Annotated in this window: 26 protein-coding genes; 10 read left to right on the forward strand and 16 right to left on the reverse strand. The window is 40.2% G+C overall.

Going from position 1 to position 26,398, the window contains the following annotated elements:
• Positions 1–26: 26 nt before the first annotated feature.
• The 6 genes from ABJV04_RS00940 to ABJV04_RS00965 all read right to left on the reverse strand — a co-directional run bounded on the left by ABJV04_RS00940 (position 27) and on the right by ABJV04_RS00965 (position 6,684).
• A complete protein-coding gene (locus tag ABJV04_RS00940; protein WP_348489225.1) occupies positions 27–2,705 on the reverse strand; it encodes an ATP-binding protein in 2,679 nt (892 codons plus the stop codon).
• Positions 2,706–2,802: 97 nt separating this feature from the next.
• Positions 2,803–4,086 (reverse strand): ABC transporter substrate-binding protein, encoded by a 1,284-nt coding sequence (locus tag ABJV04_RS00945; protein WP_348489226.1) that lies wholly within the window; start codon positions 4,084–4,086, stop codon positions 2,803–2,805.
• A 103-nt stretch (positions 4,087–4,189) separates the two neighbouring features.
• Positions 4,190–4,612, reverse strand: a complete 423-nt coding sequence (locus tag ABJV04_RS00950; RefSeq protein ID WP_348489227.1) for a DUF4426 domain-containing protein — start codon at positions 4,610–4,612, stop codon at positions 4,190–4,192.
• Between the two features lie 9 nt (positions 4,613–4,621).
• Positions 4,622–5,143 carry a YggT family protein gene (locus ABJV04_RS00955; RefSeq protein WP_348489228.1) on the reverse strand — a complete coding sequence of 174 codons (522 nt, stop codon included), beginning with the start codon at positions 5,141–5,143 and terminating at the stop codon, positions 4,622–4,624.
• A 13-nt stretch (positions 5,144–5,156) separates the two neighbouring features.
• Complete coding sequence (proC, locus tag ABJV04_RS00960) at positions 5,157–5,978, reverse strand: pyrroline-5-carboxylate reductase (protein WP_348489229.1); 822 nt, start codon at positions 5,976–5,978, stop codon at positions 5,157–5,159.
• Positions 5,979–5,991: 13 nt separating this feature from the next.
• Entirely contained in the window at positions 5,992–6,684 is a 693-nt protein-coding gene (locus ABJV04_RS00965) for a YggS family pyridoxal phosphate-dependent enzyme (RefSeq protein ID WP_348489230.1), read from the reverse strand.
• A gap of 29 nt (positions 6,685–6,713) precedes the next feature.
• On the opposite strand from ABJV04_RS00965, the gene ABJV04_RS00970 reads away from it, so the two are divergent.
• Genes ABJV04_RS00970 through ABJV04_RS00980 form a run of 3 tightly spaced genes read left to right on the forward strand, consistent with a single transcriptional unit; the run spans position 6,714 to position 9,211 of the window.
• Complete coding sequence (locus tag ABJV04_RS00970; protein ID WP_348489231.1) at positions 6,714–7,757, forward strand: type IV pilus twitching motility protein PilT; 1,044 nt, start codon at positions 6,714–6,716, stop codon at positions 7,755–7,757.
• A gap of 9 nt (positions 7,758–7,766) precedes the next feature.
• The gene (locus ABJV04_RS00975; RefSeq protein ID WP_348489232.1) at positions 7,767–8,879 is read left to right on the forward strand and encodes a PilT/PilU family type 4a pilus ATPase; all 1,113 of its coding nucleotides are present in this window, start codon (positions 7,767–7,769) and stop codon (positions 8,877–8,879) included.
• Between the two features lie 5 nt (positions 8,880–8,884).
• The gene (locus tag ABJV04_RS00980; RefSeq protein ID WP_348489233.1) at positions 8,885–9,211 is read left to right on the forward strand and encodes a DUF2007 domain-containing protein; all 327 of its coding nucleotides are present in this window, start codon (positions 8,885–8,887) and stop codon (positions 9,209–9,211) included.
• Between the two features lie 2 nt (positions 9,212–9,213).
• On the opposite strand, the gene ruvX is transcribed toward ABJV04_RS00980, so the two are convergent.
• The 4 genes from ruvX to cysK all read right to left on the reverse strand — a co-directional run bounded on the left by ruvX (position 9,214) and on the right by cysK (position 12,331).
• On the reverse strand, positions 9,214–9,633 hold the full coding sequence (gene ruvX, locus ABJV04_RS00985; RefSeq protein WP_348489234.1) for a Holliday junction resolvase RuvX: 420 nt from the start codon (positions 9,631–9,633) through the stop codon (positions 9,214–9,216).
• 15 nt (positions 9,634–9,648) lie between these two features.
• On the reverse strand, positions 9,649–10,206 hold the full coding sequence (locus ABJV04_RS00990; RefSeq protein WP_348489235.1) for a YqgE/AlgH family protein: 558 nt from the start codon (positions 10,204–10,206) through the stop codon (positions 9,649–9,651).
• Positions 10,193–11,158 (reverse strand): glutathione synthase, encoded by a 966-nt coding sequence (gshB, locus tag ABJV04_RS00995; RefSeq protein WP_348489236.1) that lies wholly within the window; start codon positions 11,156–11,158, stop codon positions 10,193–10,195. Before gshB ends, ABJV04_RS00990 begins: the two co-directional genes overlap by 14 nt.
• 192 nt (positions 11,159–11,350) lie before the next feature.
• Complete coding sequence (gene cysK / locus ABJV04_RS01000) at positions 11,351–12,331, reverse strand: cysteine synthase A (RefSeq protein ID WP_348489307.1); 981 nt, start codon at positions 12,329–12,331, stop codon at positions 11,351–11,353.
• A gap of 124 nt (positions 12,332–12,455) precedes the next feature.
• Between cysK and ABJV04_RS01005 the strand changes: the two genes are divergently transcribed.
• From ABJV04_RS01005 to ABJV04_RS01015, 3 genes are all read left to right on the forward strand, one after another.
• On the forward strand, positions 12,456–12,908 hold the full coding sequence (locus tag ABJV04_RS01005; RefSeq protein ID WP_348489237.1) for an Lrp/AsnC family transcriptional regulator: 453 nt from the start codon (positions 12,456–12,458) through the stop codon (positions 12,906–12,908).
• 255 nt (positions 12,909–13,163) lie between these two features.
• On the forward strand, positions 13,164–14,540 hold the full coding sequence (locus ABJV04_RS01010; protein WP_348489308.1) for a sugar porter family MFS transporter: 1,377 nt from the start codon (positions 13,164–13,166) through the stop codon (positions 14,538–14,540).
• A gap of 79 nt (positions 14,541–14,619) precedes the next feature.
• On the forward strand, positions 14,620–15,393 hold the full coding sequence (locus tag ABJV04_RS01015) for a ThuA domain-containing protein (RefSeq protein ID WP_348489238.1): 774 nt from the start codon (positions 14,620–14,622) through the stop codon (positions 15,391–15,393).
• 120 nt (positions 15,394–15,513) lie between these two features.
• Here ABJV04_RS01015 and xylA read toward each other — a convergent pair whose 3' ends face one another.
• Both xylA and xylB read right to left on the reverse strand, forming a co-directional pair.
• The gene (xylA, locus tag ABJV04_RS01020) at positions 15,514–16,833 is read right to left on the reverse strand and encodes a xylose isomerase (RefSeq protein WP_348489239.1); all 1,320 of its coding nucleotides are present in this window, start codon (positions 16,831–16,833) and stop codon (positions 15,514–15,516) included.
• A 146-nt stretch (positions 16,834–16,979) separates the two neighbouring features.
• Positions 16,980–18,440, reverse strand: coding sequence for a xylulokinase (gene xylB, locus ABJV04_RS01025; protein ID WP_348489309.1), 1,461 nt, complete (start codon positions 18,438–18,440; stop codon positions 16,980–16,982).
• A gap of 181 nt (positions 18,441–18,621) precedes the next feature.
• Between xylB and ABJV04_RS01030 the strand changes: the two genes are divergently transcribed.
• Complete coding sequence (locus ABJV04_RS01030) at positions 18,622–19,803, forward strand: DNA-binding transcriptional regulator (RefSeq protein WP_348489240.1); 1,182 nt, start codon at positions 18,622–18,624, stop codon at positions 19,801–19,803.
• Here ABJV04_RS01030 and ABJV04_RS01035 read toward each other — a convergent pair.
• Complete coding sequence (locus tag ABJV04_RS01035) at positions 19,800–20,342, reverse strand: hypothetical protein (RefSeq protein ID WP_348489241.1); 543 nt, start codon at positions 20,340–20,342, stop codon at positions 19,800–19,802. The two genes, ABJV04_RS01030 and ABJV04_RS01035, sit on opposite strands and share 4 nt — an antisense overlap.
• Before the next feature lie 220 nt (positions 20,343–20,562).
• On the opposite strand from ABJV04_RS01035, the gene ABJV04_RS01040 reads away from it, so the two are divergent.
• Both ABJV04_RS01040 and ABJV04_RS01045 read left to right on the forward strand, forming a co-directional pair.
• A complete protein-coding gene (locus tag ABJV04_RS01040; RefSeq protein ID WP_348489242.1) occupies positions 20,563–21,702 on the forward strand; it encodes a sensor histidine kinase in 1,140 nt (379 codons plus the stop codon).
• The gene (locus ABJV04_RS01045; RefSeq protein ID WP_348489243.1) at positions 21,699–22,349 is read left to right on the forward strand and encodes a response regulator transcription factor; all 651 of its coding nucleotides are present in this window, start codon (positions 21,699–21,701) and stop codon (positions 22,347–22,349) included. Before ABJV04_RS01040 ends, ABJV04_RS01045 begins: the two co-directional genes overlap by 4 nt.
• Here ABJV04_RS01045 and ABJV04_RS01050 read toward each other — a convergent pair.
• From ABJV04_RS01050 to ABJV04_RS01060, 3 genes are all read right to left on the reverse strand, one after another.
• Positions 22,320–23,789: a GAF domain-containing sensor histidine kinase gene (locus ABJV04_RS01050; RefSeq protein ID WP_348489244.1), complete on the reverse strand. Its 1,470-nt coding sequence runs from the start codon at positions 23,787–23,789 to the stop codon at positions 22,320–22,322. The two genes, ABJV04_RS01045 and ABJV04_RS01050, sit on opposite strands and share 30 nt — an antisense overlap.
• An 88-nt stretch (positions 23,790–23,877) precedes the next feature.
• A complete protein-coding gene (gene rsmE / locus ABJV04_RS01055; protein ID WP_348489245.1) occupies positions 23,878–24,606 on the reverse strand; it encodes a 16S rRNA (uracil(1498)-N(3))-methyltransferase in 729 nt (242 codons plus the stop codon).
• Between the two features lie 199 nt (positions 24,607–24,805).
• Entirely contained in the window at positions 24,806–24,985 is a 180-nt protein-coding gene (locus tag ABJV04_RS01060) for a hypothetical protein (RefSeq protein ID WP_348489246.1), read from the reverse strand.
• A gap of 576 nt (positions 24,986–25,561) precedes the next feature.
• On the opposite strand from ABJV04_RS01060, the gene ABJV04_RS01065 reads away from it, so the two are divergent.
• Positions 25,562–26,386, forward strand: coding sequence for a mechanosensitive ion channel domain-containing protein (locus tag ABJV04_RS01065; RefSeq protein WP_348489247.1), 825 nt, complete (start codon positions 25,562–25,564; stop codon positions 26,384–26,386).
• Positions 26,387–26,398 lie beyond the last annotated feature (12 nt).

Here is a 26,398-nt window from a genome sequence, read left to right on the forward strand (position 1 = left end):
CGGTTACCTTAAGCAGCTAGTAGACACTAGGTTGTTGACTCATTTTCGATTTGAAGTTTGAAGTCACTTTTTACTAAGCTGTTTTTGGGTTCTGAAGGAAGATATTTACCTAGTACATGATTTAACATCTGAGGCTTGATGGGTTTAGTTATATAATCATTCATGCCAGCAGCATAGGCTAATTCAAAATCTGAATTCATTGCGTTGGCAGACAACCCACATATAACTAAATCTTTGAAACCTTGCTTCCTGAGCTGCTTAGTTGCTTCATAACCATCCATAATAGGCATTTGGATGTCCATCAGAACAATGTCGTATTGAGGAGAGTTGACTATTTTTGTCACCGCTTGATGCCCATCCTCAGCCACGTCAAAGGTAAGGCCCAGATTGGTTAACATCTCGCAGGCTACGATTTGGTTAATATGGTTATCTTCCACTAATAAAACATGGCCACTAAGACGTTCAGAAACAGTATCAATCTCACCTAACTCTTGCTGATTATATTGTAATTCTACCCCTAAAGTCTGCAACATAAACAGGGTAAACTGCCTAGGTGTAAAGGGGTGAGAAAGCACGGGAAGATCCCACTTTTTGTGTAATAAGGAAGGCAGTGTACTAGGTTGAGTATTAGTCACTAAGCCAATATTGATTCCTTTTTCTTTTGCAATGGCAATGTGTTGGTTTAAAGCTTTATGGGTTTGAATATCATCAATATCCAACAATAACAGGGATTTTTCGTTATTTTGAAATTCGAAGTCATCTAAATCTGCTAACTCTAAGGATATATAATCCTGATCTAAGCTGTTTAGGTAAGTGAGTGGAGTTAGCCCCGAATCATTGATGGAAACATGTCCAATATTAACGTCAAACCCTAAGTCCATAATTCGCGTATTAGAATTACCAGTACCTACAACAAACTCTACTTGAAAATGACTGCCACTATTAACTTTAGACTCAACGGATATTTTTCCGTGCATTAATTCAACCAGCTGCTTAACAATAGTTAAGCCCAAGCCTGTACCACCGAACTTTCTGCTTGTAGAGTCATCTGCTTGGGTAAATGGATTAAAAATACTGGTCAGTTGAGTCTCATCCATGCCAATACCGGTATCTTTCACCGATATCTTTAAACAGATTTCCTGGTTATCTAATTGGGTAAAGTCGATATTAATAAACACAGAACCATTACGCGTAAATTTAACCGCATTGGTACACAAATTAAGTAGAACTTGATTTATCCTCATGGGATCACCAATAAGCTCTACAGGTAAAAGTGGGTTGACAATAAATTGTATGTTTAGGTTTTTCTCGTTTCCTTTGGTCGAGATATTTGCCAATAAATTTTCGAACATAGAGCGGGGAGAAAATTTGATTTTTTCTATTTCAAGTTTGCCAGCTTCTATTTTAGAAAAGTCGAGAATACCATTGATTAAATTCAGTAGAATATGGGTTGAGTAGGTAACCTTTTCTAAGTTAGCTCTTTGTTTGTCATCGAGTTTCGATTTTAAAACGATATCAACTAATCCGATAATGCCGTTCATTGGGGTGCGGATTTCATGACTCATATTGGCCAGAAAAATACTCTTAGTAGCTAAAGCTTCTTCCGCTTTCTTTTTAGAGACTGCCAATTCTTGGTTCAACACTTCCTGCTGAGCATTCAGATTTTTGGAATGCTCCAAAAGTTCTTGGGTTTGTTTATTCTTCTCCTGAAACACTTGTGCCGCTACAGCCAATTCTCCAATTTCGTTATTTCTGCGTTTCTTAATAGCTTTATTTATGCCTTTACCGCTGGCTAACGTTTTGAATACTTCAGTCATTTCAGATATCGGCATCATTACTCGATACGTAAAGAACAATGCTGTTAAGACTGCTAGAGCAACGCTAATGACTGCGAATAGACTATTGCGGTTTTGTGCATCTTTACCACTTTGGATAATTTCAGCGTTTATCCGTTGCTGGTTTTCAGTAACGAGCTGATTCAGCTCTCTAGTTAAATATAAAAACTCGTTTGCTGACCCTGCCATTACAACGTTGATTAAGAATAAATACCCCCGAGTAATCTGTGTGAGTTGTTTAAAATCATTACTTAGCTTACTTAAATTGGTTTCCATCATATTTAGTGACGGAGTATCTTGAAGTGAGTTACTCAAAATCTCTTTTGACTGTAATAGCAAGCTATCAAATTCATTAATTATACTTGGATCTGGGGTCAACAAATATTCTAAAGAGTGACTATGTGCTTCAGATAATAGCAAGCTAATTGCCAATACCGCTCTGCTTTCTTCCTCTGATAGGTTTTTATTACTTTGGTACGCTTCTAATTGAGCAAGGTTTTTTTCGAATTGGGTTTCTATGTTATCTTCAAATAACCGCTCCCTGCGGCTTCGCCCTTGAACCACGCTTTCAAAGTTATTTCTGTATTCATCCAGGTGGGCGCGCATTCTGGTTATTCTATCGATATAAACCGAGGCTTGTTCATCAGACTCTACAGAGGTATTTAGCAATGACAGATTGGTATTAATTTTGTCTTGAATTAAGTTAAAGCGTTCAATAACCGAGTCACTGGCGGTTTGTTTAAAAATCAGTACGTATCGCTGAATATCGAGCAAGTCTTTTTCAAGATCTCGCACAAGTCCAACCTTATCCATTGTTTGTTGAGATAAGGTAATGCCCGCCAAAAACGTTTCTTGGTTTTTTGTAGACAAATACGATTGAGCGCTTAAAAAAAGAATAAGCGCAGCTAACACTATCGTTATTTGAGTTTTTAACGAATTAAACAATTCCTTTAGATCTCCAAGACTCTTACGAGCTAATAAATTCGTACCATTTTTGTAAACTATAATCGTAAGTTGGCATCACTGTATTCCATACTGCTACATTTGAGAATCGAGTTTCGTAACTTCCACCAGAACGAATATTACCTTTGCGAACTGATATTTTACCATCAGTCCCTTGTAGATCGTGACTTGCTGCTAAACCTCTATACCAATAGTCCCATTCTGCCTGATTCAAGTATTTTGTTGAACGTTTAGGGTTAGAAATATAATAACCTTGTTTGGCGATGAAGGCGCCAGGCCATCCTGATAACCACCAATTCATATAGTCATAGGCGGCGTCTTTTTTGCTATTAGAAATTGCAGATGATAGGCACATTACGCCATGCCAACCTCTATATCCTTCTTTAGGAGCTGCAAATGAAACAGGGACATTTTGGCCATTTAATGCAGATACAGCAGGGGAGAACATACTTTCTATATGAACCCGCTCTGAGCGCATAAAGTCAACTGATTCAGGTACTGAGGTCCAAAACCCACTAAAGTGATTTTTGTGCTTCAGTTCAATAAGATAATCGAACATGATATCTAATTCTCGTTTAGACATAGCGCCGATATCATCGAACGTTAATACACCTTGAGCTTGGGTCGCTAAGGCTAAATCAAAAATCCCAATTGTTGGAGCATTAACAATCCCCACCTTTCCTCGATTTTTCTGATCTAATAACCAACCCCAGCTTTCTGTTTTATAGGGAATACCTTCGGCAACCTTTTCAGTGTTATAACCAAACGAATCAACATTATGTACATAAGGTAAAAAGCTGACTTTATCTGTGTGTTCAGTTCCTAGTTGGCCATTGTCTTGAACGTGTAATATTTTATATGGCGCATCTCCCGCACCAAATTTAGCATTGTCAGTTATTTTGCCAGTTTTGGTTAAAGAGTTAATTTCATCCCAATAGGTTAGCCGCTTTTTGTCGATTGCTTGAATTGAACTTGATGCCCAAAGCACGTTAATACTATTTGACCACTGTTCGTATACATCAAACGAAGTTGGATCAACAGATGCCTTTTGCAATATGGAAGCACTACCTCCGGCTTCAAATATCAAATCTATCCCTAGATCTTGCATAGCTTGCTTGCGCAATTCCTCTTGCAAGGTAACGTGAGTACCAAGAACTTTAAGTACAGTTTTGGTCCGGGCAAAGACATAGGGCGCCTTACCAATAAGCATTGCAGTAGCGCCGCTCTTTGCTAACGTTTTTAGGGTTTCGCGTTTGGTATTATCCAACGGTTTGGAATTATTTGTCATGAATTCGGGTTATTAGTAATTAATAACCCAACGTTAGAGCAATTTGACAAGTTTATCTATTAAACAATGGTATAAAAAAGAAGCTAATTTAGCCTAATATTGCTTATTCTTCTCGATAAAGTTTTTGTTCAAACTTTAATGTTTGACTGATCTTATTTTGTTTTAAAGATATGCTGAAACGGTAGTGTTCTTCATGTTCAAAGGGCATAGAAGCCAAATAATAAATGGCTTCCCCTTCTATGACTGGTATAAAAGTTAATTCGGTGGTTGAACCAATTAGATTTCTGGCTGTGCCACTAATATCGACTTTTTGAGCTTGTTTAGTTTTGCGGTCAATCACTGATATGTTAATCAAGGTATTATTGGGACTGCGAACAATCCCATTTGCCTTAGCAATTTCGGGTGTTAAGAATGTGGTATTAAAGGCAATGTAATGAACATCCCAGTCTCCCAACACCTTTTTCTGTTCTGCAGAGGATACACTCGTAAGTAATAATAGAGATAAACAGATAGCCCGATAAAACATTTAAAGCTCCTAAAAAAGTCGCATAATAAAAAGCAAAAAGATGATTAGTATCATGGGAGATAAATCAAGACCACCGATGGGAGGAATGATTCTTCTAATAGGTGCAATCATTGGCTCAGTTAGCTGGTGGAATAAAAATTCCAAAGGATTATTGCCTTGGCTTACCCAACTTAAAATAGCGCGTATAATTAGCACGTAAATGATTAATTGCACGCCTTCGACTACTAGCATCAAGAGTGCGCTTTTTAGTAGCCATAATACATCTAGAATCATGAAACCTTTTAGCCAGGCTATCACCCAGACGTTTGCTAGGGCTATAACCAGAGCAAACACAAAGGTTGCTGTATCAAACTTGCCTATTGAAGGGATTATTCTGCGTAGCGGGCCAACAACAGGATGGGTCACTTTGACCACAAACTGACTCAAAGGGTTATAAAAATCAGCTTGGGCAAGTTGCAGCCAAAGTCGTAACATGACGACCATTAGATAAAGCTTAAAAATTGTTTCAACTAAAAAAGCCACGGCTTCCATATACTTTGATACCTTAAAATTGTTTAGACATTTGTTGGGCTCTACTAATTGCAGCATCCATCGCTTTGGCGACTATTGCTGGTAAATCACTTTCTTGAAAGCTTTCTATTGCTTGATTAGTAGTACCGCCTTTTGAAGTAACTTGGGCTCTAAGTTCACCAATTTCAAGGTGATCATTGTGACAAACCATTTCTGCTGCGCCTAACATGGCTTGTTGAACTAACTTTCTGCTATCGGATTGGCTCATTCCTAACGACATTGCGTGATTCTGCATGGATTCTAAGAATAAGAAAAAATAGGCAGGACTACTTCCAGCTGTAGCAATAACAATATCGATGTCAGATTCTTTAGTAACCCAAAGGGTCTCACCAACACTGGCCATCATTTGATCAACAAAATCTCTCAATTCATCGGCTAAGGTGCTAGGAGCAAATAAACCTGTCATACCCTTACTCAACAAGCTTGGCGTATTTGGCATTGTTCTTACCAAATCGTAATCACCTCCAAGCATTTCTAGTAAGCGTGCGTGACTGATACCGGCGGCGATGGATACGAAAAGTTTGCCGTCTAAATTTTGTTTGCTGGCTAGGTCTTGGCAAACGCCTTCCATAAGTTGGGGTTTTACAGCAAGCACGATCACATCAGCTTGTTTGACTGCTTCTTGGTTGTCTTGAGTGGTGTTAACACTCAATTCAGACGCTAAAGCTTCTAGTTTGCCGACAGAGGGGTTGCTGGCAATAATTTTTTTTGGGTCATACCCAGAGTTCACTAGACCTGAGATAATCGAACGTGTCATGTTACCTGCGCCAATAAACGCGATGGTTTTTTCACTCATAAATTCTTGTCTCTTAGTTTGTGTAATTGCGGGCACCAAAAATGGCTGTTCCTACCCGTACCATTGTGCTTCCACACAGCACTGCTGGTTCAATATCTGCGCTCATGCCCATTGATAATGTGTCAACTGATTCATAAGTTTGTTGCAAGTCGACGAAAAGTTGGTGCATGTGTTGATAGGTGTTAACCAATTCTTGTGCAGATTGTGAAGCTTTTGGAATCGTCATCAATCCCCTAAGCGTTAAGTTAGGTAGTGTAGCAATATGCGCGGCAAGTGTCTCAACTTCATTGGCTAAAACCCCAGCTTTACTTTCTTCGGCGTTAATATTGACTTGAATTAAAACATTTAATTTCTTGTGTGGACTGCGATGATTATTAAGGCGCGTGGCAATTTTTTCCCTATCGACACTTTGTACCCAATCAAAATTTTCTGCAACAGGCTTAGTTTTATTTGACTGAATGGGCCCAATAAAATGCCACTTGATATCTTTAAGTTCTTGCAATTCTTGGACTTTTTCTACACCCTCTTGGACATAGTTTTCGCCAAAAGATCGGTGTCCAGCTTCATACGCAAGAACGATATCAGATACCGGTTTTGTTTTACTCACTGCTAGTAATTGGACTGAATTTGGCGCACGATTAGCTTTATTTACTGCCATCGACAGGCTTTTAAGTGCGCTTTTGAGACGTTCTGCTATTGTTTCCATGAGCCACTATTTAGACGGAGAATTATATTTTGGATATTACCGAACTTTTAGCTTTTAGTGTTAAGAATAATGCATCAGATTTACATCTATCAGCGGGTTTGCCTCCGATTATTCGTGTAGATGGTGAAATTCGTCGATTAAATGTGCCGGAGTTGGATCACAAACAAGTGCATGCGTTGGTTTACGAAATCATGAACGATAAACAGCGCAAAGAATACGAAGAAAATCTTGAAGTCGACTTTTCATTTGAAGTGAAAGATTTATCGCGATTCAGGGTAAATGCGTTTATGCAAAATAGAGGTGCTGCAGCGGTTTTGCGTACCATTCCAAGCAAAGTTCTGACCCTAGACGATTTAGGTGCGCCAGCAATCTTTAAAGATATTATTAATCAGCCTACAGGTATTGTATTAGTCACAGGGGCTACGGGTTCAGGTAAAAGTACCACTTTGGCTGCGATGATCGATCACATCAACACCAGTAAACGCGAACATATACTTACCATAGAAGATCCCATTGAATTTGTTCATGACAACAAACTCTGCGTACTTAACCAACGGGAAGTACACCGTGATACTCATAGTTTCAACAATGCTCTTCGCTCAGCATTGCGTGAAGACCCTGATGTTATTCTAGTGGGTGAGTTACGTGATTTAGAAACGATTCGCTTGGCTATTTCTGCTGCTGAAACGGGGCATTTGGTTTTTGCTACCTTACACACCAACTCAGCGCCTAAGACTATTGATAGAATCATTGATGTCTTTCCCGCGGAAGAGAAATCAATGGTGCGTTCTATGCTTTCAGAATCGTTGCGAGCGGTTATTTCTCAAACCTTACTGAAAAAAGTGGGCGGAGGACGTATTGCTGCCCATGAAATTATGGTGGGGATTCCAGCGATTCGTAATTTGATCCGCGAAGATAAAGTGCCGCAAATGTACTCAGTTATTCAAACTGGTCAGTCCCACGGCATGCAAACTATGGATCAATGTTTACAACGCTTAGTCGCGCAGGGTGTAATTACCGCACAAGACGCAGCAGCGAAATCTGTTGATAAACAACCAAAAATTGGTTTTTAGGAGTACCCAATGGATTTGACCCCCTATCTTCGAAAAATGGCAGAACAAGGTGCTTCTGACTTGTTTATTACGGTTGGTTTTCCCATTAGTGCGAAAATAAACGGACAAATGACTCCCCTTAACGATGAACGATTAACAGAAGAAGCTGCACTTGCGTTAGTTAATAACGTTATGAGTGAAAAACAACAAGACGAGTTTAGTGACAGTAAAGAGTGTAATTTTGCGATTGCTAGAGACGGTATAGGTCGTTTTCGTTGCAGTGCGTTTTGGCAACGGGATATGGCCGGTATGGTGGTACGACGTATTGTTACGCAAATTCCTAAAGCCGATGATCTAGGCTTACCGGAGATTCTTAAAGACGTCATAATGTCTAAACGTGGACTGTTACTGTTTGTGGGGGCCACTGGTACGGGTAAATCCACTTCATTGGCTGCTTTGATGGGGCATCGTAATCAAAATTCTCGTGGTCATATATTAACCATAGAAGATCCCATTGAATTTGTTCACGAGCATGCAGGTTGTGTGGTGACTCAACGGGAAGTCGGTATTGATACTCGTTCATTCGATGATGCGTTGAAAAGTTCGTTGCGACAAGCGCCTGATGTGATATTGATTGGTGAGATCCGCTCCATGGAGACGATGGAATATGCAATGTCTTTTGCCGATACCGGTCACTTATGTGTAGCTACTTTGCACGCTAACAATGCCAACCAAGCGATTGAGCGGATTATGCACTTAGCACCACCGGAACAGCACGAGAAATTACGCTTCGACTTGAGTTTAAATTTACGCGCTATCGTTGCTCAACAATTAGTGCCGACGATAGATGGTAAGGGACGTGTGGCAGCAATTGAGATTTTACTCAATTCACCTTTGGTGACAGATCTGATTCAACGTAATGAGATAGGCTCCCTTAAAGAAGCCATGAAAAAAGGCAAAGAAATGGGCATGCAAAGCTTTGACATGGCTTTGTATGAATTATACAAACAAGAACGGATTAGCCTGGAGCAGGCCATCCACCATGCGGATTCTCCCAATGATCTACGCTTAATGATTAAATTGGATACAGAAGAGGGAACAAGCTTAGGTTCGTTGTCGAATGTTTCAATTGATATGGATTAGCTTTGATGAAGAAAATCTATTGGCACCATGAGCGTTTTCGAATTTATCAAATTAAGCAGTTATTAGATGATCATCAGATCCCTAACTTTATCAAAAATGAATTTGCCATCGGGGCAATTGGCGAATTATCACCACTAGATGCTATGCCCGAAGTGTGGTTAACCGATGACGCATGGCAAGACAAGGCCTCTAAATTGATAGACCAATTCAACCTTGAGCCTGAAAATACCCAGAGTTGGGTGTGTGATAAATGCCATGAAGAAAATGAAGGAAGTTTTGCGCTGTGCTGGAATTGCGGCAATAGTGTTAGCACTATTGCCAGCGAGAACTGAAGCTACTGAGACATAAAGCTTTCTAAGATTAAGCACGCCGAAGCGCTATCCACTTTGCCTTTGCTGAGCTTTTTAAATCCGCCCATCTCAAAAAGTCGAGCTTTGGCATCCACAGTGGTTAATCGTTCGTCTAGGGTTTGCACCGGAACTTTAAATTTAGCATGCAACCTGTTGGCAAACTTTTGCGCTTTAAAGGTCATTTCTTGTTTACTGCCGTCCATATTTAGCGGTAAACCAACTACCACCAAGTGGGGTTGCCATTGTTCATAGACGTTTTTAACCAAATCCCAATCTGGAATACCATCTCGAGCTTGAATTGCCTCTAATGGCGAGGCTGTGCCGGTAATTTCTTGGCCAATTGCAACACCAATACTTTTAGTGCCAAAGTCAAATCCCAACAAAGTTTTAGATGTGACTGTCATATTGTTATACGCCTTTTAAGCATGGCCAGCATCCGGTCCAAGTTGCCACACATCAATACCAAGTCGACGTACAGCTTCTTCCCATTTTTTATGTATAGGAACATCAAATAACAACTCCTCATCGGCTTCCACTATTAACCATGAGTTGTTTTGCACTTCCTCTTCAAGTTGACCAGCAGACCACCCAGCGTAACCTAAAGTCACTAATGATTTGGCAGGTGCTTGTTCGTTACCAAGGGCTGATAATATATCTTTGGAGGTAGTGATCATTATCTCAGATGTAAGTTGTAAACTTGAACTCCACCCTGGCTGAGTAGTATGTAAAATAAAGCCTCTGTCTTGACTCACAGGTCCACCAGCCAAGACGATTTCATCGGCTTTTTCTTCCAATACTATCGCATCTTTATCAGCTTGATTAATCAACTCTTGTAAACTCATACCAATGGGCTGATTAATTACCAAGCCCATAGCGCCTTTGTCATTATGCTCGCAAATATAAGTAAGCGAGCGGGCAAAATAGGGGTCATCAAGACTTGGCATGGCAACTAATAAATGATGTTCAAAGCTCTGCATTTCTATCACCTAAACGTTTCTCTATGGCATCAAATAACATACCTGTGATATTAACGTCGTATGCAGCTTCAATTTCTTGAACACAGGTAGGGCTGGTTACATTAATTTCGGTAATTCTGTCGCCAATCACATCTAAACCAACAAAAATTAAGCCTTTTTCCACTAATAGAGGCGCAATTTTTTCGGCAATCTGTCGATCAGAATCAGATAAAGGTTGGGCTCTCCCGGTGCCGCCTGCTGCCAAGTTGCCGCGGGTTTCACCTTTGCTAGGTAAGCGCGCGAGGCAGTAGGGGACGACTTGTCCATCAATGATCAGAATACGTTTGTCGCCGTCTTTAATTTCCGGCATATAGCGTTGGAACATGGCATAAGTAGAACCATTATCAGTCAACGTTTCCATGATCACACCTAAGTTGGTGCCTTCTGGAGTGACGCGAAAAATAGATGTACCACCCATTCCATCTAAGGGTTTGCAAATAATGTCTTGGTGTTTTTTATGAAATTCGCGGATCAGGGCTGAATTACGGGTAACTAAGGTATCTGGGATTAGATCTGGAAACCAAGAAGTAAATAACTTTTCGTTAAAGTCTCGTAGGCTGGAGGAGCGGTTTACAATTAACGTACCGGCCTGTTCAGCTAATGAAAAGATATGTGTGGAGTATAGAAACTCACTGTCAAAAGGAGGATCTTTGCGCATTAAAATAACATCGAGCTCAGCTAAGTTACGGTTCTTTGACTCACCTAGCTCAAACCATTTTTGTGGATCTTTGATAACTTTTAAAGGACGCATTTGCGCCATAGGAACGCCGTTATCAATATAAAGATCAGACATTTCCATATAGGTAATGTCATACCCACGTTGCTGAGCATCTAATAACATCGCAAAACTGGTGTCTTTTTTGATATTTATGCTTTCGATAGGATCCATGACGATCCCGAGTTTAATAGCCAATATTGATCCTTGCTGGTTGATAATAATTCATCATACCTAAGATCTTGTGCTACGACTAAAAATTTCAAGGGAAAGCCAGCGCAAAAATTACTGACTTATCTGAAAATCCCGATTTTTCACCCGGCAAGAAGCTTTTTACAGCCTAGTGTATTTTTGCTTTAAACCCGCATAGTAAGCTGAACTAGCCTAAATTTACTGGCAATGAGAAAACAAGTCAGTGCTAAAATAACGTTCCGCTGTATCAGCAAATAATGTCACAATTCTTTTGCCTTTATTCTCTGCTAAGTTAGCTAAACGCATACTTGCACACACAGCTGCGCCGGATGAAATACCCACTGGAATACCCTCTACTCTGGCCAACATTCTCGCGTATTCAACGGCATCCTCATCGCTTACTGTTTCAATCTTATCTATGACACTGACGTCTAAAATATCAGGAACATGGCCAGAGCTGAGTCCCTGAATTTTATGAACTCCACTTTTTCCTTCGCTTAACACTGGGCAAGCACTGGGTTCAACGGCAACTATTTGGATGTTGGGATTCAGTTGCTTCAATGCTTTAGCAATACCAGTAATAGTGCCACCGGTGCCCACGCCAGCGACAAAGATATCGAGATTGCCACCGCTGTCCCGCCAAATCTCTTGGGCGGTGGAATTAAAGTGGGTGTCCACATTAGCTTGATTAGAAAACTGATCTAATGAAACGGCATTAGGTTGTTGGCTAACCAATAACGCTGCGTGGTCAATTGCGCCTTTAGTGCCCAAGGCTTTGGGTGTGGTAATCACCTGTGCACCATATAAACGGATTAACTTTCTGCGTTCAATGGACATGTGCTCAGGAATAACAATGGTTAAGGGGATTTTTCGAATCGCACATATCCATGCACAAGCCACTCCATTGTTGCCAGATGTGGGTTCAATGATATGGGTGTCTGGGGTGTATTCTTCAGAGGCCATTAGCGCGTCGATCATCGCTAGGGCAGGGCGATCTTTTACCGAGCCCGCAGGATTAAAATATTCCACTTTGGCAACAAGATCACATTCGAGTCCGCTATTTTCGATTAATCGTGACAGCCTAACCAATGGCGTATTGCCAATTGTTTGGGTGATGTTGTCATGTATCTTTTCGTTTAACGCTACTTGAGGTTGAATGGTGTTTTGCCTTGCCAACATAAAATTTGTATCCATTGTTGTTTTTTATTAAGTGTGCCACAGAAAAAAAGTAAAAAATTCTAAACTGTTTTACATTTTTGCTTTATATTAGAATTTTATTCTAATAAATTTGGATATATACATTGTGGATGCTATTGATAAGGCAATTTTACGGTTAATGCAGCAAGATGTAACACTTTCGGTCAGTCAAATTGCCGAGCAGGTAGGGCTAAGCAACACACCTTGCTGGCGGCGTATTCAACTCCTTGAAAAACAGGGGATTATAAATCGTCGAGTGGCCTTGTTGAACAGTGAAAAAGTCGGCTTAAATGTCACTGCATTCGTACAAGTCAAAGCGGGCAAACATGATGATAAATGGCTAAAAATGTTTGCTGTTCATGCCAGTAACTTAGAAGAGGTAGTTGAATTTTATCGCATGAGCGGAGAGTACGACTACATGCTTAAAGTGATGGTCGCAGACCTTAAAGCCTTCGATGTGTTTTATAAAAAGTTAGTATCAGGCATCGACCTGTCGGATGTGACCTCTAGTTTTGCCATGGAACAAATTAAATATACAACTACCTTACCTATTGTCTGAGCCGCCAGTCATTCTGTTACCAAAGCATTTAGCAGAGGCGCTTACTAAGCCCTGCAGGTGATCCCATTCATTAATCTAGTATTGGATTTATTTTAATTATTTTTTGTTTCCAAAATTACAGTCTTCTCTATATTCTATCCGTTAACAATTCTTTAACAGTGTTATGTGATTGAAAGGCAATGGAAAGCTTTCGGCTGCCAGCTAAAAATCAGATACAACATTTAGGGGCGTCCGTTGATACAAGAAAAAGAAAATATGCTGTTCATCATTTTGGTGAGTTGTGTAGCAACTATTGGTGGTTTTTTATTTGGTTTCGACAGTGGAGTCATTAACGGTACCGTTGACGGTTTACAAACTGCATTCAAGTCAGACAGTGTGGGGACAGGTTTTAACGTCGCTAGTATGTTGTTGGGCTGTGCAGTAGGCGCATTTTGTGCTGGACGATTAGCCGATTTATTTGGTCGAAAAACAATTCTGATCATAGCAGCCATATTTTTTATTATCAGCGCTTGGGGATCTGGTATTGCTGATACGTCTGGCGAGTTTATTATTTATCGCATTTTGGGTGGTTTAGCTGTGGGAGCTGCATCAGTTATGGCCCCGGCTTACATTAGTGAAATCGCACCAGCAAGATTACGCGGTATGCTGACAACAATTCAGCAGGTCGCTATTATTTGCGGCTTATTTGCAGCCTTCGTTAGCAACTACTTTCTTGCTGATTTAGCTGGTGTATCAACAGCTGATTTATGGATGGGATTTAGCGCTTGGCGTTGGATGTTTTGGATTGAATTAGTACCTGCATGCTTATTTCTCGGCAGCTTGTTGTTTATTCCAGAAAGCCCACGCTTTTTAGTCATAAAAAACAAACTTCCTCAAGCTAAAGAGGTGCTTATTCGTTTATATGGTGTTGGGGCAGGAGAGCTAAAATTAACAGATATTAAAGCTTCGTTAGCAGATGACCATCAACCTAAATTATCTGATTTGAAGGATAAGCAATCAGGAAAAGTAAGAAAAATCGTCTGGGTAGGGATTGGTCTAGCGGTGTTCCAACAACTAGTCGGCATCAATGTTGTTTTTTATTATGGCGCAGTGTTGTGGCAGGCCGTTGGATTTTCCGAGTCAGACGCGTTACTGATTAATATTATCAGTGGTGCAGTGAGTATTGCCGCTTGTGTCATTACTATGATGCTAATTGATAAAATTGGCCGTAAGCCTTTTTTGACAATAGGCTCGATAGGCATGACATTGACCTTGGGGTTAATGGTCTTTTGTTTTGCAACAGCCGAATTTGATAGCAGTGGTAATTTAGATCTGGGCAGTTTAGGCACCTTAGCTTTGGTGTCTGCTAATGCTTATGTATTTTTCTTTAACCTCTCTTGGGGACCGGTAATGTGGGTGATGTTGGGAGAAATGTTTCCTAACCAAATTCGCGGTTCCGGTTTGGCGGTAGCTGGGTTATTTCAGTGGGGCGCGAACTTCGCCATTACCATGACATTCCCAATCATGCTGTCTAGTATTGGCTTAGCAGGAGCTTACGGTTTTTATGCCTCTTGCGCGCTATTGTCGGTGTTGTTTGTCGTGAAGTTAGTGCATGAAACTAAAGGGACTGAGTTAGAAGATATGATTGGTTAAGAGCTGATTATTAATAAATAAGGGTGCATTTTGTTTGCACCCTTTTTGGTTTTAGATACTTTGTAAAAGGAAAGGTGTTATGAGCATAAAAAATGGCTTAAACCTATTTGCTGTATTGGTTGTAACCTTATTCATCAGCATGTCAGCGCAGGCCAAACAGTTTAAGCTTTTAGTCTTTAGCAAAACGGCTGGTTTTCATCATACTTCAGTGAATCAAGCAATAAGCGCCCTCACAAAGATGTCGGAAAAACATCATTTTGATATGGATTGGCACGAAGATGCGAATATATTCAATCAAAAGGATCTCGCTCAGTATGACGTGGTTATGTTTTTACTTACCACTGGGGACATTTTAAATCAGCCACAGCAAACCGCATTTGAACAATTTATTGAATCTGGAAAGGGCTTTGTAGGCGTGCATAGCGCAAGTGATACAGAATACGATTGGCCCTGGTATGGAAAGTTAGTAGGCAGACAATTTGTCATTCATCCGCTTATTCAGACCGCAGAGCTGTCGGTTATTGACCGGACTTTCCCTGGGTTGGAATTGCTACCTGATGTGTCACTATGGACCGATGAATGGTATCAGTATGGCCCAGAATTAAGTACTAACTTAAATTATATTTTGAGTGTTGATGAGTCAACTTACGCCCCCCAAGCCGATTGGGGAAGAGTTAAAGGCCAGGGAATGGGAGAGTTTCATCCCATTGCTTGGTATCAAGAGGTTCATGGTGGACGCGCTTTTTATACGGGGTTAGGCCATTTACCTGCAGTCTATGAAAATAGTGCTTTTGTGGCGCATTTATTTGGCGGAATATACTGGGCATATAGTGGCAAAGGGTTGCGTGAATAAGTCACCTTCCTCGTCCAAAGTCAAAAACTCACTCATTGCTTTGGTCACCCTTTAAATCTAAAAAAGCCTCGTATTAAGAGGCCTTTTTATTCGTTAACGTAAAATGAGTAACCCTAAGGTTTAACCATAAAGTACACGGTTTACTTTATTTTCCAACAATTCTTGTTGTCCGCTTTGATGTTTCGGATCCAATGAATTATCCACTGTAAATTTGGCCAATGATTCCAAAGAATGTTCACCACCGATAATCTCTTTCCCTAGATTTTTGTTCCAACCAGCATAACGCTCTTTAACTTTGGCAGATAAGAAGTCATTGTTTATGATCTCTGCGGCTTTTTTCAAACCTAATGCCATGTGATCCATGCCACCAATATGGCCGTGGAATAAGTCTGTAGGATCGGAACTTTGTCTACGTAATTTAGTATCGAAATTAAGTCCACCTGTGGTAAAACCGCCAGCTTTGAGTACTTCATACATAATCAAAGATAACTCTTCTACGGCATTAGGAAACTGATCTGTATCCCAACCATTTTGTGCATCACCGCGGTTTGCATCAATGCTGCCAAAAATCCCTAAGGAAACAGCAGTAGCTATTTCGTGGTGGAACGAATGACCAGCTAAGGTTGCATGGTTAGCTTCAATATTCATCTTAAATTCTTGTTCTAAACCATATTGTTTTAAGAAACCGTACACGGTGGCACTGTCGTAATCGTACTGGTGCTTGGTGGGTTCTTGAGGTTTAGGCTCTATAAGTAAAGTACCTTTAAATCCAATTTTGTGTTTATGCTCTACGACCATGTGCATAAAACGAGCAAGTTGCTCACGTTCTTGACGCAAATCCGTATTTAACAGGGTTTCGTAACCTTCACGACCACCCCATAAAACATAGTTTTCACCGCCAAGACGTTTGGTGGCATTCATCGCATGGAATACTTGAGTTGCACCGTAGGAAAATACCTCTGGGTTAGGGTTAGTTGCGCCACCGGCTGCGTATCTAGGGTTACTGAACAAATTGGCAGTGCCCCATAATAACTTCACTCCTGACTCTTCCTGCTTTGCTTCTAACACATCTACCATCTGTGCAAAGTTTTCAGTGTATTCTTTGATGGAGTCGCCTTCTGGAGAAACGTCTATATCGTGAAAGCAATAAAAAGGAATGTTTAGTTTGTTAAAAAACTCAAATGCCACGTCCGCTTTTTGTTTTGCTCGTTGCATAGGGTCACCAGGTTTCAACCATGGGCGACCAAAGGTGCCTTGACCAAATACATCAGCACCATCCCAACAGAAGTTGTGCCAGTAGCACGCTGCGAAACGTAAGTGCTCTTTCATGCTTTTGCCAAGAATCATCTGCTCTGGATTATAATGGTGAAACGCCAATGGATTATCTGAATCCACACCTTCATATTGGATCTTTTCAATGTTTTCGAAATATTGGGACATGTTGGTCTCCTGCTACAAATTAATGACTGCTGTGAATATAAAATGAATAGTGAGTGTTTATTGCAAAGCTAACAATTACGATTTGTGCTTAGACTCTTGTGCTTTTTACTGAAAGTCAGTTGAAAAAGCCGACAGCACGCTAACATTTAAAACAGCTCCTTTAGAGCTGGGTATAATTTCTTAAACTTATCTCGACGGGAGCGATAAATGGCCACCATATGGGGGTTAGGTTGGTGGACCTCTACAATCTCAGGCTCTGGGCACACCTCATCTAGACTTAGTTCAGGGTGAATCGCCATTTTAGCGAGTCTTGCAGCACCTAACGCTGGCCCTACATCACCACCTTTACGAAAGGTAATTTTTGTATTTAATACATCGGCTAATAATTGGCGCCAATAGGGACTTTTGGCACCTCCGCCAATTAAGGTGATTTCTGTTGCTTGAGCACCAGAGTCATGGACGGCATCGACACCATCTGCAAAGGCAAAACTCACCCCTTCCATAATCGCGAGGGTAAAACTTGCTTGATGACTTTCATTGGTTATGCCGAAAAAGTTACCTTTGGCATGGGGGTTATTGTGTGGCGTTCTTTCACCACTTAGATAGGGAAGAAAAATGGGGGCTTGACTGATGTCCAATGCAGTTGACTTGGACTCCAGCTCTGTTAATAAGTCGGTTACATTTGTTTTGGCTACGCCTTCGGCAAACCATTGCAAACAATTTGCCGCACTGAGCATCACAGACATTAAATGCCAAGTATTGGGAACCGCATGGCAAAAGCTATGTACTGCCATCTTAGGATTGGCTTTGAATCCCTTTGAAACCAGGAAATACACACCTGATGTTCCTAGAGAAATCATTGCTTGGCCGGGTTTAACTAAACCGACTCCAATGGCTCCGGCTGCGTTATCACCTCCGCCAGCGACAACGGGCACGGACTGCATATTCCAACGGTTAGCCAAATCTTTGTTCAAATGCCCGCTAATTTGGTTTCCTTCAAATAACTTAGGCATCTGTTCAATGGTTAAACCACAGGCTGATAACATATCTTTGTGCCAGTCTCGTGCTTCTACATCGAGCCACATGGTGCCCGCTGCATCAGACATGTCAGATGCAAAATCGCCTGTTAAAAGGAAACGTAAATAGTCTTTTGGTAACAAAACTTTGGCAATTTTTTCAAAGTTCTCTGGCTCATTTTGTTGAACCCACAAAATTTTCGGTGCGGTAAAGCCGGGCATAATCAAATTGCCAGTAATTTGATGGCAATTTGCTACTTGCTGTTCAAGCTCTTCGCATTGGGCTTGACTGCGCCCGTCATTCCATAAAATGGCCGGTCGAATAATTTTGTTTTGCTTGTCTAAAAGAGTCGCGCCATGCATTTGTCCAGATAGGCCAATACTTTTAACCTGCTGTAATTGGTTTCGTTTTGCCAATTTTTGCATAACGGTGTCACATGCAGACCACCAGTGCTGAGGGTCTTGTTCTGACCATAATGGTTGTGGACGAGAAACCTGTAGCGCTTCTGTTTCGCTGTCTACAATATTGCCTGTTTCGTCCATTAAAATAATTTTAATGCCTGAAGTGCCTAAATCAACGCCAAGGTACATGTTGGTCTCAGTAAGTGAAAAAATGTCTGTGCATCTTTTACGAGAGGCCATTTTGTATCAATTATGTTATTTAATTATTAAATTTCGTAATTTGTTGTCTGGGTTCTTTTTACTAGATTTGGTATTACTATACGCTCACTTAAAAAAACGTAATTATGTTAATACGTAAAAGAGGTGTTGCATGTTCAAGGCAAAGCACAGTATTTCGTTACTTTTCAATGCAAATAAAGTTTATGATCGGCAAGTCATTGAAGGGATTGGGCACTATTTACAATCTTCCAAAGTAGATTGGGATGTGTACTTAGAGGAAGATTTTTTAGCTAGGATAGATAATATCAATGACTGGGTCGGAGACGGCATCATTGCTGATTTCGACGCGCCATCTATTCAACAAGCAGTAGAGCATATTGATCTTCCTATTATCGGAGTGGGTGGCTCTTACGAAAACCTCGATGATTACCCCAAAGTTCCATATGTGGCCACCGATAACGTCGCTGTGGTGAAATGCGCCTACGAACACCTAAAACATAAAGGCTTAGAGCGTTTTGCGTTTTATGGCTTTCCGCCAGATGATAATCATCGTTGGGCCACCGAGCGTGAAAAAGCCATTATCAAATTATGTAAGGAAGATGGCTACGAATGTGCTGTGTATCGAGGGCATCCTACGCGTCCAGAAACCTGGCAATATTCAATGAACCGATTATCCGATTGGTTGCAAAGTTTGCCTAATCCAGTAGGGGTTATCTCCGTCACAGACGCCCGTGCCCGTCATTTGCTGCAAGCATGCGATCATACCGGTAAGATGGTGCCTGATCAGATTTCTATTGTCGGAATTGACGATGATGATATTGCCCGAAATTTGAGTCGAATCAGTTTAAGCTCTGTTACGCAAGGTGGGTTTGATATGGGCTATCAGGCTGCTAAGTTACTTCACCGTCGTTTGGAAAACCCAAACCTAAAAAATAAAATTGTGACCGTTCCTCCTGTAGGCGTTGCCCAGCGACAATCTACAGACTTTAAAGCCTTAAAAGACCCTCATGTAATACAAGCCATGCACTTTATTCGTCAAAATGCCTGTAAAGGCATAAAAGTAGATCAAGTTTTAGATTATGTTGGTATTTCAAGATCCAATCTAGAGTCTCGCTTTCATGAAGAAAGAGGTCACAGTATTCACAATGAAATTCATAATGAGAAACTCGCGAAAGCTTGTAATATGCTTACCACGAGTGAACAGCAAACATCGGAAATTGCATTAATGTGTGGTTATCCCTCACTACAATATATGTATGCTGTGTTTCGCAAACACTTTGACCAAACCCCCAAGGAATACCGTGAACAACACTTTGAGCAAAGCGAAAATTAATGTTTTAACCTAACCCTAGGGGCGAAAACGTTTGAAATTAGAAATATTGTTATACCGCCAATTATACCAGGAGCAAACCAGAATATAATTTGAGCATTGCCAATGTTTGCAAACAACTTGCCGCCGCCAAAGGCGGTAAGAACGGTAAGGACAACAATTCCTGAAGCGATGATTGAATGTCGATATTTAGTGACAATTGGCTTAAGACTATGTACTCGCTGCAAGGAAAAAACCAGCATCATAATACCGAATAACACGCTTAAGATGCTAAAAATGACTTGTAAACTTATGATGAAACCTTGCGACTCGATGGCCGCAGACAGCATTTTTTCTTCAACCAGCATAGGAAAATATATGGTCATAAGTGCCGTGAGCGCACCGAAACATACCAGTGAATATATGATCGCAGTATAGTAACCACTAAACTTTTTAGGCTTGAATTTACTTTTTGTGGCTTTGAACGGGAGCCTGAACAGAATAAAAGCCAAGGCTCCTATAATAAACGGTGCAAAGAATAAACTAGCAAGTAAGGTTGTCATTTTTATCTCCATTAATTCACTATCTTAAATTAAAACAATAATTAAGCTCATCGCTTTGATTTGAGTCCAGTTTAAATAATCTAGAGATAATGTTTAGTGCCAAAAGTCACTATTTAAAACGTGACTTTTGACCTATAGCGTTCAATTCTAAAATTGTTCATACTTGGTCTTCGTTAAGTGTCACTTGCTGGCATAGGGGCAATTTTATCGTGGTTCTTAAATGCAGATTTTGAAAAGCTTGTTTAGAAAAGAAAACCTTTCAGCTATTTTCCCTTGGGCAGTAGTAAGCAGCATAGCGCTGTCTTTGATGGTGAGCTCTGATAACTACTCTGGGCAAAAAGTGGCTGCAGCCGGTTGTGCATTATTGGTTTATATAGTGTTCTTTTTGCTTGCCATCTCAGACCACGAATACAGAAATAACTTGCAAACCCGGCTGCTATTCATTGCCATTCAATATGCAGCAATTATGAGCTTAGGCTTCCTCAGTCCTTTTACCTTTCTGGCCATTCTTGTCACGATTTGGAGTGCACAACTGCCTTATCTTATGTCGTTTAAGCAGGCCGTTTTCACGTCACCCATTTGGACAGCGCCATTTTGGCTAATAATGTATTTTTATTGGCAGGCCGATACATCACTGGTATCCGCGTTATTGTTTTGGACCTTTAATATTTTTGCCTTACATATGGTGCATACAAATATTAAAGAAAAGCGCGCTACTGAGAAGGCAATGGAGCTTAATCGCGAATTAATGGCTACTCAAACCTTGCTAGGCGAAGCATCTAAGCAAGCGGAAAGAGTTAGAATTGCGCGCAATATCCATGATTTGTTGGGCCATCATTTAACCGCATTAACTATCAATTTGCAGGTGGCTTCTCGGATATCCGACGGCGAGGCACAGGCTAAAATTCAGCAGTGTCATGATTTAGCTAAGTTATTGTTAAGTGATGTGCGTGAAGCGGTTTCTGAGATTCGGGAAAAGTCTCATATTGAATTGAGTCAGGCGCTGCACGCTCTATTAGACGATGTTCCTAACTTGTCTATCTCCTTAGATATTGAAGACGATTTGACTATATCCAATGTGGATGTAGCCGAAGCGATTTTGCGATCTGTTCAAGAGTCTATTACTAACACTCTGCGTCACAGTAACGCCTCCAATTTTAATATTCATTTGTGCCAGAAAAAAGATTCAGTGCAACTTCAAATGTATGATGATGGCCGTCATAAACAGCAAAATAATATTCAAGAAGGGAATGGTTTGACCGGAATGCGAGAAAGAATTGCTCACTTAGGTGGTGTTTTAGATACAAAATTAACAACCGCAGGCTTTCAAATACAAATAGAATTACCGGAGTTATCATGAGTATTAATGTGATGGTAGTCGACGACCAAACCTTGGTTCGCGAAGGGATTAAAAGTTTGTTGTCTTTAGCGCCTGAAATCAACATTGTTGCTGAAGCTGCGGATGGAAAAAGTGCATTAGAGGTTATTTCTACGCAGAAACCAGATGTTGTTTTGATGGATATTCGTATGCCCGTTATGAACGGGATTGAAGTGGTTGAGGCCCTTAATAGCCGTAACGAAATTGATATCTCCCCGGTCATTATGCTGACTACTTTTGATGACCACCAATTGGTTATTCAAGCCATTCAGGCGGGGGCAAAAGGGTTTTTATTAAAAGATGTATCGCTAGAAACATTAGTTGAAGCCATTATAAAAGTAAGCAATGGGGAAACCTTAATTCAACCCAGTATTACTCAGCGTGTAGTGTCAAGTTTGCAAAGTAAACAGAGTACATTTGAAAGTTCTGATGTGCCTATTCCTCTCACTGCCAAAGAGATTGAGATATTACGCTTAATTGCTGCTGGGTGTAGTAACCGTGAAATTTCACAGGCGGTATTTAAATCTGAAGGTACGGTCAAAAATCAGGTATCAAATGTCTTGGATAAACTGGGGGTTCGGGATCGTACTCGTGCGGTTTTAAAAGCTATCGAACTCGGGGTTATCTAAACTCACAGGAAAGGTGACTGTAAACTCGACACCTTTTCCAATTTTTGATTTACAATCAATGTGTCCAGCCAATACTTTAACCACGATATCGTAACATATGTGCATACCCAACCCTGAACCGCCATTTTGACGGGCACTGGTGAAAAATGGTTTGTATAAATTTTCAATTGTATGTTCAGACATACCACAACCATTATCCCTATAAATCACCTTTAACATAGGATGGCCTGGAATAGTTAGGTCAACTCTTATCTTAAAAAAGATATGCCCCATCTGATTAATTGTAAATGCGTGTTGGACCGAGTTCATAATCAGGTTAATCAGCAATTGACTCAAGGCGCCGGGATTACTATAGACTTCTAAATCGGGGTCTATATCAAAACAAAACTGTTGATTTGAACGTTTTAATCTAGGTTTTAAGGTCAATAAAACCTCATTGACGTAACTCATAAGGTTAATTTTTCGAACTTCTTGACTGTGCTGATCTAACGAAAGTTGTTTAAAGGTTTTAATTAACTGGGTAGACCGAAACAAATTGCGTTCAATAATATCAACACTTTCTTCGGTTTTTGATAAAAATGTAGCTAATTGAGAGCGTCTAAGCTGTTCTTTTTCAAAGGATTTAGTTGTTTTACTCAAAATGTTACGCAAATAAGAAATAGCCGTTATTGCAACACCTGTAGGTGTATTAATCTCGTGGGTTAGACTCGACATCATGGTACCCAAAGCAGCCATATTCTCTTGTTCTACTAATTGGGTTTGCACTTCATTACGTTGTTCTAATGCTTTTTTCAACATTCGATTAGCATTAGTCAATTCCTCTGTTCGCTCTTCTACTCGCCTTTCTAATTCAGCATTTGTTTCTTCTAATTGCTTAATATTATTGGCGCGTTCAAGAATAATCGACACTATTTGAGACTCGTAAAGCAAGGAGTCAATATCATCTTGTTCGGGAGAACCACAGGTTGGAAAATACATGGTAAAAGTGCCTAACACCTCACCATTAGGTGAAATAATAGGCTGAGACCAACACGAACGAATACCACAGGTAACGGCAATATTGCGCATATTATGCCAATGCGGATCTAGAGTAATATCTTCACTTACGGTTAAACTTCTATTGGCAATAGCAAAGGCGCAAGTGGTCGAAGGAGGTATCACTTTTTGATTTTTCAATGCGTCTAGAAGCAGCAATGGAAGGCTAGGGGAAACAAAAGGGCTGAGGACGAAGCCTGTGCTATCGATTAAATTGATTGAACATTTAAGTCCGCAGGTTGCAGATTCTAGGCTGGCGATTATCTCCTTTAATACCTCTTCAAGGGGATCCCCATTTACCAACATAGCAAACGCGTTTATTCGACCTGCTTCAATGGCATTGTGGCGTTTAAGGTGCGTGTAATTACTTGTACCTTGCGTATTTATGGCATTAACAGGTTTCATAGTTAGGGTACTAGAGTTAATGAATTAACGGATGCTTTACTGCTCAATGTAACATGAAACTAGCGGCTGTCTAGGTTAAATTATTTGACTATAAGTCTCCATGAATAGCTTGCAAAGCCGCAATGGCGGCAATGGCTGCGGTTTCTGTTCTTAATACACGGGGCCCCATTTGAGCAGTTTGGAATCCAACTTGTTCTGTTGCATAAATCTCAGCATCGCTAAACCCACCTTCTGGACCAATTAGTAACCTAACGCCACTTGCTGGTATCGTAAGGTGTTTAATACTTTTTTCGGCCTTAGGGTGCAGCGTCAGGCGAAGTTCTGAGGTGGACTGTTTTGTCCACTCATGGATCGAAGTGCATGGATGTAACTTTGGTATTTGATTTCTGCCACACTGCTCGCAAGCAGAGATAATTAACTTTTGCCATTGTTGACATTTTTTCTGCCAACGTTCAGCGGATAATTTAACTCCACATCTTTCAGTAATTAATGGGGTAATTTCAGTCACGCCTAGCTCAACCGCTTTTTGAATCGCCATATCCATTCTATCGCCACGGGATACACCTTGACCAAGATGGATCTTTAAAGTGGATTCAACATTTATCGATAATTTTGCGTCTATCAACACACTAACTTGGCGTTTTTTGGCTGTTACTAGTTCGGCGCTATATTCGTTACCATCACCATTAAACAGTACCAATGGGTGTCCTTCATTTAAACGGAGAACGTTAGCAATGTGGTTTGCTGCATCGGCTGTGAGATCAATCGTCTGATCAACAATGAGTAAGTCTGGGTGATAAATTCTTGGAATTCGCATGCTATTAAACTGGCAGGTTACAATTTGCTACATGGTATATTAAGTAGAAGGTATCTCAACTAAAGAATTTCACTAATTGGCAAACTGAGTTAACAATTTACTTTTTAATAATAATTGGAGCTTGCGAGATTTTCACATCAAACGCGGCTTTAATATGACCGCGTTTGATGCAATGAGTGATATTAAAAATTAGTTACTACTAGTTGGCATTCAATGTTTTAGTTGATGTTATTCTATCGTGAGATGCATCAATAGATTCCTGCTGACTATTAACTGGGGCATCTTTGCGGGCAAACGCAGTATGTTCGCCAGTGTCTTTAGCCAAGCAAAAGACCAATAGAATTATCAAACTAACGAAGATAAGAGAGAGAATTAACATTTTCAATTCCTTTAAAAATATTACTGTTCCCCTGAAATTAGGGGCAGATAGCATAGCACTTCTTAACTGCAAAGTAGAGGCTAAAAATGTTTAAAAAAACAACATTTGTAAAACCCTAACAAATTCAGATGTTTGTAATAAAACAACATTTTGAAAAGAAGGCTTGCTAGCTGTTTGTAATATTAAACAGTGATAAAAAACTTTGTTTTAATACAAAATATGATGAATAAATTTTGAATAACTAACTTCGTTAATTCTGAAATTCCATTCTAACTTTCAAATGTCATCAACTGTATAACTGAGAATTAATATACGTTGTGTTTCTGACAATCCGATGACATATATCTTAAAACATAGAGAAAAGTAAACGAATTAAACTTTAGTCTATGACGCTAAATTGCGACATATACATTAGTCTAATTTGGAAAAAAAAGAGTGCATATCTTGTTGTTTCCTTTATTATTTCAGCGTCCAAGAAATTACCAAGTAGTGATGTTAGCCAAGTAAATGAAAAGGCTTTCTTTTGGTGTGGACTATCGCTATATAAAGAATTAAAAAATGTTTGGGAGAAACAAAATGCTTGAAGATATAAATGTTGCAGAGTTAGTCGAAACTTATGTAATTCCATGGGGACTAAACATATTGTTCGCCATAATCATTTACATTATAGGTAAAATGGTTGTTGGAATTCTTATCAATGTATTTGGTAAGGTAATGGCTCGCTCTAAATATGACGACATGTTGGTGGACTTTTTAAAGGCCATTCTTAATGCTGTATTGATGCTGTTTGTTATCGTTGCATCGTTAGATCAACTTGGCGTAGATACTACATCACTAGTCGCTATTTTGGGTGCTGCAGGTTTGGCAATTGGTTTGTCACTTCAAGGTTCTCTACAGAATTTTGCTGCCGGCGTAATGTTGTTAGTTTTCCGTCCATTTACACGCGGAAACTTCATCGAAGCTGCTGGTACAGCAGGTGTAGTTAAAGATATCACTATCTTCACTACTGTGATGACAACACCTGATAACAAAGAAATCATTGTGCCAAATGGCGCTATTTACAGCGGCAACATCGTAAACGTATCAGCAAAAGATACTCGCCGAGTAGATATGGTTGTTGGTATTGGTTATGACGCTGATCTTAAGAAAGCGAAAGAAGTGTTACTTGAGATGGTAAATGCTGATGAGCGTATTCTTAAAGATCCTGCGCCTACGGTTGCTGTTTCAGAATTAGCCGATAGCAGTGTGAACTTTATTGTTCGTCCTTGGGTTGCTTCTGCAGATTACTGGGCAGTTAAATTTGACTTCACTGAAGCGGTTAAACTTCGTTTTGACCAAGAAGGCATTAGCATTCCATTCCCACAAATGGATGTTCACTTGCATAAAACAGAAGAGTCATAATCTGTTAAATTG

The sequence above is a fragment of the Aliiglaciecola sp. genome, from assembly GCF_039982535.1.
In the GTDB taxonomy this organism is placed as follows: domain Bacteria; phylum Pseudomonadota; class Gammaproteobacteria; order Enterobacterales; family Alteromonadaceae; genus Aliiglaciecola.